5 protein-coding genes are annotated in these 8,976 nt (G+C 38.0%); 2 read left to right on the forward strand and 3 right to left on the reverse strand.

Annotation, left to right across the window (positions count from 1 at the left end; genetic code table 11):
• Window positions 1-15: 15 nt before the first annotated feature.
• On the reverse strand, window positions 16-2,655 hold the full coding sequence (locus tag ACOVQ4_RS12185; protein WP_421820916.1) for a family 78 glycoside hydrolase catalytic domain: 2,640 nt from the start codon (window positions 2,653-2,655) through the stop codon (window positions 16-18).
• A gap of 298 nt (window positions 2,656-2,953) precedes the next feature.
• Between ACOVQ4_RS12185 and ACOVQ4_RS12190 the strand changes: the two genes are divergently transcribed.
• Window positions 2,954-5,581 carry a glycoside hydrolase family 2 protein gene (locus tag ACOVQ4_RS12190; protein WP_421820917.1) on the forward strand — a complete coding sequence of 876 codons (2,628 nt, stop codon included), beginning with the start codon at window positions 2,954-2,956 and terminating at the stop codon, window positions 5,579-5,581.
• Window positions 5,582-5,826: 245 nt separating this feature from the next.
• Here ACOVQ4_RS12190 and ACOVQ4_RS12195 read toward each other — a convergent pair whose 3' ends face one another.
• Together ACOVQ4_RS12195 and ACOVQ4_RS12200 are read right to left on the reverse strand one after the other, a co-directional pair.
• Window positions 5,827-6,237: a DUF983 domain-containing protein gene (locus ACOVQ4_RS12195; protein ID WP_421820918.1), complete on the reverse strand. Its 411-nt coding sequence runs from the start codon at window positions 6,235-6,237 to the stop codon at window positions 5,827-5,829.
• A 231-nt stretch (window positions 6,238-6,468) separates the two neighbouring features.
• Complete coding sequence (locus ACOVQ4_RS12200; RefSeq protein ID WP_421820919.1) at window positions 6,469-7,344, reverse strand: AraC family transcriptional regulator; 876 nt, start codon at window positions 7,342-7,344, stop codon at window positions 6,469-6,471.
• Window positions 7,345-7,661: 317 nt separating this feature from the next.
• On the opposite strand from ACOVQ4_RS12200, the gene ACOVQ4_RS12205 reads away from it, so the two are divergent.
• Window positions 7,662-8,948 carry an O-acetylhomoserine aminocarboxypropyltransferase/cysteine synthase family protein gene (locus ACOVQ4_RS12205; RefSeq protein ID WP_421820920.1) on the forward strand — a complete coding sequence of 429 codons (1,287 nt, stop codon included), beginning with the start codon at window positions 7,662-7,664 and terminating at the stop codon, window positions 8,946-8,948.
• The last annotated feature ends 28 nt before the right edge of the window (window positions 8,949-8,976 follow it).

An 8,976-nucleotide genomic window follows, 5' to 3' on the forward strand; every position in this document is an offset into this window, starting at 1 on the left:
AAATTTTACTGAGCTCTATTTTTCGATACCTAATTCGTACACACCAGCAGTGAAAATATTTGTTTGAGACGTTCCAACGGCTTTTTGATTAATCGTCTTGATTTTGTATCCTTCTGGTAATTGCACCTTGGCGGAGGCATTGCTTGGTACTGTAATTTTATAAATCACGGTATTGCCTTTTTGTTCCCATTCCGAGTGTATCAAACCTCTGGGTGAATCAAAATCTGCTGAGAAGTTGGCTAAACCTTCCACAAAATTAGGTTTTAGGATAATGCTTTTAAAACCAGCACCTTGCTCGTCTGGGAAAATTCCTGCTAAGCCTTTATATAGCCACGCGCCAATTTCTCCAAACATAATATGGTTCATCGAAATGTCCGATTTGGCGTCAATAGGCCAGTTTTCGTACAAACTTGTAGCACCATTCACAATCCACCAGCCCCATGAGGGGTAACTTTCTTGTGAAGCAACTTTGTAAGCAACTGAGGCATATCCATTTTCGCTTAATGCGTTCAAAATAGCCTTTGTCCCCAACAAACCTACGTCCAAGTGGTAATTGTCTTGAGCAACTCTATCAGCTAAGTTTTTGGCTACCTTTGATTTTAAGTTTTCAGGAACTAAACCCCAATAAAGAGGAACACTGAGTTCTGTTTGTACTCCTGCACCGTAAATGCCAGTTTGCTCGTTCAGGTATTTCTGATTAAATGCCCTTTTGATTTTTTCTGCTAAAGCTGAATATTTAAGGTAATCATTTTGGTTTCCGAGCATTTTGGCAGCTTTTGCCAAAATAGTTACATCCACAAAGTAATAGGCCGTTGAGGTTAACTCCACAGGTGTTTTGGATTTTACAGGAACCCAATCGCCTAATCCCCAAGTACATAATCCATTAGGGCTGATATCGGCAATATGGTCAACATAGCGTTTGATAGGCTCGTAAGAGTCTTTTAACAGTTTGCTATCTCCATAAAACAAATAGATATTCCAAGGAATAATGGCGATTGTACTTGTCCAATCTGGTCCGTTGCCCCATTCATAACCCCAGCCTCCCGTAGGAATAATTGATGGAAGCACGCCATTGGGCTGTTGTTCGTCACGGTGATCGGCGAGCCATTTCTCGTAAATTGTAATGCCATCAAAATTATAAAGTCCTGTTTCGCTGGCAATATGGGCGTCGCCTGTCCAACCATTTTTTTCTCTTTGAGGACAGTCGGTTGGGTAGCCAAAAAGATTAGATAAATAGGAGCGATTAGTAGCAGCCCAGATTTTATTTAAGGTTGTATTCGAACTTGTAATTTTTCCAATAGCAGGGACATCTGAGTGCATAAAATAGCCCTTAACACTATTTTGTGTAAGCTCAATCGGTTCTGAGCTATTGACTTCCACATATTGAAAACCTTTGTAATTAAATTTTGGAGAAAAGCTTTCTTCTCCTTTTCCGCTCAAAATAAAAATATCAGTTTGAAAAGGATCTTTATCGTCGGTTGGGCGATAATGCACATCGATATTAGATTGGTCTACGTGCCCGTCTGGCAATAATCTTTCTCCATGCTTTAATTTAATTACAGTTCCAGCATTGCCTTTTACGGTTATCGAGGAAACGCCCGAAATATTTTCGCCTAAATCAAATACATAGTTTTGTTTTGAAAAAGTTTTTAAAATTTTGCTAAAAATTTCATTCGTATACCTAATCGGATGCAGCACTTGTGCTACAATATGCGTAGAAGGAGCTGCACGATAAATGACATCTTTCCAAGTTTTGTCATCGTAGTTGGGCAAATTCCATCCTACTTTTTCAAGTCGTGCATCATAGTGCTCTGCGGTGTAAATACTATTAAATACAACAGGGCTTTCGGCTGTTTTCCAGTCTTTGCCTGAACGAATCGTTTCTACAGAGCCATCTTTATATCGAATGCGTAAATCCAAGCAGAAAGTGGGACGATTGCGCCAAGGTGCTTTATCAAAAAACCAAACCGCCGTAGATTGGTGATTATACCAACCGTTGCCTAATAAAACACCAATGGCATTTTTCCCATTTTGTAAATGCTTTGTAACATCATAAGTCACATACAAAGTTCTTCTATCAAAACGAGTATACATCGGGTCGAGGCGGTGATTGCCTACTCTTTGTCCATTGATACTTAACTCATACAAGCCACCCACCGCAATATAGGCGCGAGCTGAAACAATTTCTTTTTTTGCTTCGAAGGCTTTTCTAAAATAGGGCGCATTTTTTTCCTCTTTTCCTTGAACATCAGTTATCCATGCACCTTTCCAGTCGGATGGCTGAAGTAAACCCATTTCAAAACTAGCAATGGCACTCAGCGTTTGATTGTTTTTATCGACCAATTTCCAATAGTATTTCTGGAAAGATTGTAATGGTTTGCCTGCATAGGTAGCCAACTGTTGCGAAGAGGAGACATTGCCCGAAGCCCACGTATTATTTCTACCTTTTACCAATGCTAGCGAATCAGTGTCAACCCAGATTTTGACTGCGACAGGATTTTGCTTTGCCCCAAATTCCCAAGTAAATCGTGGTAAGGTTTGGTCTATTCCCAAAGGATTTTCCAAATATTCACAGCGAAGCTTTTGCGTTTGAGCCAATAAAGAAATACTGCTCAAAAGAATTCCAGCGCAGAGGAGTGATAAAATACGTTTCATGATGTTAGAATTGAGTGATTTCAAGTAGACAAGGTTTCATTTTTTCGGATAAAAAGTGTCATGTGTTAACATTAATAATTATCCTAAGTATAGATTTTCCAGACAATTCAGGTTAATTACTTTCTGTGATTACCTATATTTGAAATACTTCCTTTCCGTCGATGTCTAAGCTTTTTTTAGGTATATTTAATATAAAAATAATACTGAGAAAAATGCCCACCGAGCAAAGGGAAGGGTTTCACTCTCAATAATTCCCAATTTTCTTAAATCTAAATTTATGTATTCTTTCAAACAAAAAATGAAACTTGCGCTTAAGACTTGTTTGCTTTCAGTTGGCTTTTTGCCAGCTATGGCGCAACAAAGTTATGAGCTAAACCAAGGTTGGAAATGTACCAAAGCCAATACCATTCAGGCTTCGGGTACGCAGATTTCTAGTCCTCAATTTGACCTTTCTGCTTGGAAACCTGCGGTAGTTCCGGGAACGGTTTTGACGACTCAATTAGCCAACAAAGAAATTCCTGATCCATTTTACGGACTCAATAATGAGAAAATTCCTGATGTTTACCATGTCGGAAAGGAGTATTATACTTATTGGTTTGTAAAGGATTTTGAGGAAAAAAAGCCTGCATCAGGAGAAAAAGTGTGGTTGAAATTTAGAGGAATCAACTACTCTTGCGAAATCTTCATCAATGGTCAAAAAGTCAATAAAGAGCCTTTTGAAGGAATGTTTTTGCGCAAAGCATTTGATATTACGGGTTTGTTGGCAAGCAATGGCAAAAACCGCTTGGCGGTCATTGTGTATCCATCTGATAACCCTGGAAATCCCAATGGTGGACAAGGTGGTGATGGAACTATAGCCAAAAATGTAGCCATTCAATACACCGCAGGTTGGGACTGGATTCGTCCTATTCGTGATCGAAATACGGGTATTTGGGACAAAGTTCAGATTGAAAAAACAGGTTTAGTCAATCTCAAAGACCCGCATGTTATCACGCTTGTATCAGGTGTTCGTACACCAGAAGGCACACAACAACCAACGACAATAAAAACAACTGCTGATTTGGAAAACACCAGCGATAGCCCTGTTTCTGGAATATTGACTTTTAAAATTAATGGACAAACTGTTTCTGAAAAACTAACGCTACCAGCCAAATCGAGCAAAACCTACAAAATCAAAGATTTGATTGTAAGCAATCCTAAGTTGTGGTGGCCAGCGGGTTATGGTCCACAAAATTTATACGATGCAGAGTTTAGTTTTACGCCAAACGGTCAAAAAGTTTCAGATTTTGAGAAACTCCAAGTGGGTATTCGTGAAATTCAAACCTCATGGAATACGACCACCCAAAGTCGTCAGATTGCCGTAAATGGTCAAAAGATTTTTATCAAAGGTGGTAACTGGATTATTTCGGATGCGATGTTACGCTTTTCAAAGGAACGCTATGATGCCGAAATTCGCTACCATAGAGATATGAACTTGAATTTGATTCGTATCTGGGGAGGAGCATTAGTAGAACGACCTGAGTTTTATGAAGCTTGTGATAAATATGGTTTATTGGTATTCCAAGATTTCTGGATGTCGGGCGACTGCAACGGTCGTTGGATTGACCCTATGAAAAAAGAAGACCAATGGACTCGTCGTAAATACCCAGACAATCATCCTTTGTTTTTGGAGTCTGCAGCAGATATGATTAAAATGGTACGCAATTTCCCTTCGCTTGCTATGTGGTGCGGAGGAAATGAAATTACGCCGCCTGAAGATATTTTGGTGCCATTGCGTGATAAAATTTTACCAGAACTAGACGGAACTCGTTGGTTTGTAGACTATTCCAATTCTGATGCTATGTCTTACAACTTTATTGGTGGAAACGGCGATGGACCTTATGGTATACAACCTTTGGAGGTATTTTGGCAACAACGTACTTTTCCATTCAACTCCGAGGTAGGTTCGGTAGGAACAGGGGATTATGAATCATTGAAAAGATTTATTCCAGAAGAGAATATGAAAGTGCCATACCATAACTTAGGTACAAAGCCAGATACCGTTTGGACATACCATACCTACACGGGCGTGGGCTACAACCAGTTTATTGACCCTTATGGTAAGCCAAAGGACATTAAAGATTTTGGTTTGAAGGCGCAGCTAGTCAACTACGACCAATATCGTGGTTTGATAGAAGGTTTTAGTGCGCATCAATGGGATTGGTACACAGGCGTTATCATTTGGAAAACACAAAACCCTTGGACAGCTATGCGTGGGCAGATGTATGACTATTATCTCGACCCAAATGCCTGTTTATATGGGTTGCGTAGCGGTAGTGAGTTGGTGCATATCATGGCAAATCCAATCGATGGAATGTTGATGATGGTCAATAATGATTTTACGGCAAAGCGAAATTTGATGCTGGTGGCTACAGCTTATGATACCAAAGGAAATTCTAAACTCATCACTAAAGTATTTACCTACATTGAAGCGACCTCTATTAAAAAGATTTTTTCAGTCAAAAACATCTTAGATGAGTTAGGCGCAAAAGATGGGTCATTTTTATCACTACAATTATTGGACGAAAATCAGAAGATTGTAAGTGATAACTTCTATTGGTATCCGAATTCAGATGGTAAATATTCAGGTTTACAAACTATGCCAACAGCCAATTTGGAAGTTATTGCCAAGCGTATTTCAGGAGATAAAATAGAAGTGAGCCTGACGAATAAAGACGAAAAAACTATAGCATTCTTCAATCGAGTTTCGTTGGTAAATACCCAAACTAAAGAGCGTATCTTACCAACTTTCTATGATGATAACTATGTTTCTATTACACCAAATACGACCAAGAAGATAGTTTTAGAAGCAAAAGCAGGTACTCAGCCAACTCAAATTTCTATTGAAGGCTGGAATTTACCTTTGAAATATGTAGAAGTAAAGTAATTCTAGTTTAAGACTTAGTCTTGGACTAATTTTTTCAACAGTTTTAAAACTTGAAATCCTAAAATATGATTTATTCAGCATTTTAAAACTTGGATGACTTTATAAATTTCAATAAAAAGCGGTCGAAAAAATATTTTTTCGACCGCTTTTTTGATGCTACTACACTAGATATGAATGGCATGAGACGCAATCATTACGTCTCTACGATTTGAGGATTCATTTTTATATAACAAGGGAAAAGATTTCTATTCGGTTTGTTCTGGTTTGTATTTGACAAAACCAAAGAGATGTAAAAATACGCTTCTCGACATTCTAAAATTGAATGGCACAGCAATCAAGGATACAATCGGAATAGGGATAATATAACCTAAAACCGATGGGTCGTTGAAACCCCAATAAATCACGATTCCCATAATGGCCAAAATCGCTATCGAAAAACCGTAACTCACAAACATGGCACCATACCAGAAGCCAGGTTCTACCTCAAAATGTAGTCCACAAACAGGACAGTTTTCGTGCATTTCGTCAAATTTATCTATGCGCCAGTTAGAGTACTTAAACATTTTTCCTTGACGACATTGCGGACAACGCATTTCTATCATCGCACGAGTTTTACTTCTTTCAGTATCGAGTTTTATATTTTGATATTCGTTCATGACTAAAAATATTTATATGAAACAAAATTTTGATAATATGCTATAAGCTGTATGCCGTGGGCTTTAAGTTAGTGGGCAAAATTAAATTATAGAGCTTTCGGCTTTCAGCTTTCGGCTTTCGGTTTTCAGCTTTCGGCTTTCAGCTTTCGGCAAAACTATATCTATTGTTACTAAAAAACGATTTAACACTCTTTGCCTAGTGCCTGTTGCCTTATGCCTTCAACAAAAAACTTAAATCTTCTTTCTAAACTCTTCAGGACTTACTCCCACGTGTTTTTTAAAAAACTTAGAGAAATAAGAATTGTCAGCAAAATTGAGATAATAGGCAATTTCTGAGATACTCGTGTTTTTGTTGACCAATAATCTTTTTGCTTCCAACACAATTCTGTTACGAATTACCTCGCCTGCTTGTAAGCCCAAGTGCTCTTTACAAAGTGCGTTTAAATGGTTGGGAGTAATATATAATAATTCTGCGTACTCCATCGGTAATTTTAGGGTAGTATGATGTTTTTCAATCAATTTTTGAAAATTCTTCAGCAAGGTGTAATTGAATTGAGGAATATTTTTAGGCTTTTCGGTAATGGTTTGCTGGTCTATGGCAATAAACATTTGAATCAACAAACTTTTTATCATGTCATGGGCAAAAGTTTGCTTTTGTTGTGCCTGTTCAAGGATTTCTTCAAAAAAACCTTTTACTTTTTGATTGAGCGGAAAACTCAAATTGATGACACTGTCTTGTGCGATATTATTGAAAAATGAAAAGTTGGCTAAATATTCTGCTTTCAATAAAAATGACTGAAAAAATTCTTCCGAAAAATTGACCACATAACCATCTATTGGTCCTTCAAAACTCCAACCATGCACCTGCCCGGGTATCATAAAATAGATTTGGTAGGGTTTTACGTCAAAATTGCTGAAATCTATTGTATGATAACCAGCACCTTGTGTAAAGAAAACCAAATGATAAAAACTATGTCGATGCGCATGATGCAGATTTTTGTGTCGCTCCAAATAAGCTCCAAATCTACTCACCAAAAAATCCTCATCTTTCGTTTCGGATAAAGTGCAAATATCTAAAATGGGAAAATTTATTTTTTTCTCAGACATACCTCCTAATAGCTTCGTTTGATGGTGTCAAAGGTAGATGTTAAAAAAGAAATAATTATGGTGCAAAACCTAGTTTCAATGGTAATAATTACCGATTGACTTATTTTTTAGTTTTTCAACTACTAGTTTTAATTAAAATATTTTAATCTATAGTCTTTGTAGTTTAATAAATGTATAGGTATATTTGATTATTATTTTTCTTTTAGAAAAGACGTATTTAAAAAAGAAACAAAACCTTGGCAATGCAGTAGATGTATTGTGGTATCAATTACTTCTTAAACAGGAACCTATTGACTTTGCCTTTAAAAACTAGTAACATGAAATTCGAAACCCTTCAATTGCACGCTGGTCAGCAAGTAGACCCAACAACCAACTCGAGAGCTGTACCTATTTATCAAACAACCTCCTATTCTTTTAATAGTGCAGAACACGGCGCTAATCTTTTTGCCTTGAAGGAGTTTGGTAATATTTACACCCGTATTATGAACCCGACCAACGATGTATTTGAGAAAAGAATAGCGGCCTTGGAAGGTGGTGTGGCAGCCTTGGCGGTTAGCTCTGGGCATGCGGCGCAGTTCTTGGCTATAAACAATATCACAACGGCGGGAGATAACTTTGTAACTACTTCATTTTTGTACGGAGGAACCTACAATCAATTCAAAAATTCATTTAAAAATATTGGGGTAGAAGCTCGTTTTGCGAATGGCGACGACGTGTCGAGTTTTGAAAAATTGATTGATGAGCGTACCAAATTGATTTATTTGGAAACTATCGGAAACCCAAGTTTCAGTGTTCCTGATTTTGAAGCATTCGCTGCTTTGGCAAACAAATATGAGATTCCTTTGATTGTAGACAACACTTTTGGTGCCGGAGGTGCTATTGCCCAACCGCTCAAACATGGTGCTCATGTGGTGGTTGAGTCTGCTACCAAATGGATTGGCGGTCACGGAACTTCTATGGGTGGTGTGATAGTCGATGGAGGTACTTTTAACTGGGGTAATGGTAAATTCCCTCAATTTACAGAGCCTTCGCCATCTTATCATGGTTTGGTACTCAATGATGTTTTCGGAATTGGCGGACCGTTCGGTAATATTCAATATATCATTCGAGCTAGAGTAGAAGGCTTACGCGATTGGGGTCCTTCACAAAGTCCTTTTAACTCTTTCTTGTTGTTGCAAGGTTTAGAAACTTTGTCATTGCGAGTAGAAAGAATCGGTGAAAATGCACAAAAATTGGCAGAATGGTTGTTGCAGCACCCTGAGGTAGAAGGCGTAAATTATTTAGGACTCGAAAGCAGTCCTTACCACGAACTGGCGAAAAAATACTTGAATCGTAGTTTTGGTGGTGTTTTGTCTTTCAAATTGAAAGGCGATAAAGCTCGTGCAGAAAAGTTTGTGAATAGCCTTCAGTTGATTAGTCATTTGGCAAATGTGGGAGATTCAAAAACCTTGATTATTCACCCAGCCTCGACCACACATTCACAATTATCAGAAGCAGAACAATTAGCAGCAGGTGTTGAGCCAACATCATTGCGTTTATCTGTAGGTATCGAGCATATCGATGATATCAAAGCAGATATTGAACAAGCTTTGAAGAATGCTTAAGTGATGAGTTGTGAATTGTGAGTGATGA

Source organism: Flectobacillus sp., from assembly GCF_049240685.1.
Classification (GTDB): domain Bacteria; phylum Bacteroidota; class Bacteroidia; order Cytophagales; family Spirosomataceae; genus Flectobacillus.

What these genes read in the sequence shown, in the direction of transcription:
- ACOVQ4_RS12190 (WP_421820917.1), top strand. Translation starts at nt 2,954, where the DNA reads ATGAAACTTGCGCTTAAGACTTGTTTGCTTTCAGTTGGCTTTTTGCCA.
- ACOVQ4_RS12195 (WP_421820918.1), bottom strand. Translation starts at nt 6,237, where the DNA reads ATGAACGAATATCAAAATATAAAACTCGATACTGAAAGAAGTAAAACT.
- ACOVQ4_RS12185 (WP_421820916.1), bottom strand. Translation starts at nt 2,655, where the DNA reads ATGAAACGTATTTTATCACTCCTCTGCGCTGGAATTCTTTTGAGCAGT.
- ACOVQ4_RS12200 (WP_421820919.1), bottom strand. Translation starts at nt 7,344, where the DNA reads ATGTCTGAGAAAAAAATAAATTTTCCCATTTTAGATATTTGCACTTTA.
- ACOVQ4_RS12205 (WP_421820920.1), top strand. Translation starts at nt 7,662, where the DNA reads ATGAAATTCGAAACCCTTCAATTGCACGCTGGTCAGCAAGTAGACCCA.